The following is a 252-nucleotide window of genomic DNA, read 5'->3' as shown; positions in this document are numbered from 1 at the left end:
GTTCTTAGATAGGCACGGCCCGCAAACGCAGCAGACACTCCACCCCATTGAACGGATCTGACCCCGAACATCGGCGCAGGCGCGGCGGCCCGGCCATCGGGGCGTAGTGATCGAAAGCGCTTTCCATGGTCCCCGTCCCGCTGGTCAGCCCCGGCAATTGCTGCCGGACGCTCCGCACCATCTGAGATGCGATAGTGCCTTCCAGCCGAGCCACGCCATCGGCAATCACCGAATCCGTCGCCATGGCAGCAG

1 pseudogene is annotated in these 252 nt (G+C 64.7%); it reads right to left on the bottom strand.

Going from position 1 to position 252, the window contains the following annotated elements:
* Positions 1 to 4 precede the first annotated feature (4 nt).
* Positions 5 to 252, bottom strand: a pseudogene (locus tag EOD29_RS33605) (GTP-binding protein); the annotation flags it as partial.

It is taken from the genome of Mesorhizobium sp. M1A.T.Ca.IN.004.03.1.1 (genome assembly GCF_003997555.1).
In the GTDB taxonomy this organism is placed as follows: Bacteria; Pseudomonadota; Alphaproteobacteria; order Rhizobiales; family Rhizobiaceae; genus Mesorhizobium.
Note: the sequence above shows the minus strand (reverse complement) of the source record. Positions and strands in the feature narration are given on the sequence as shown.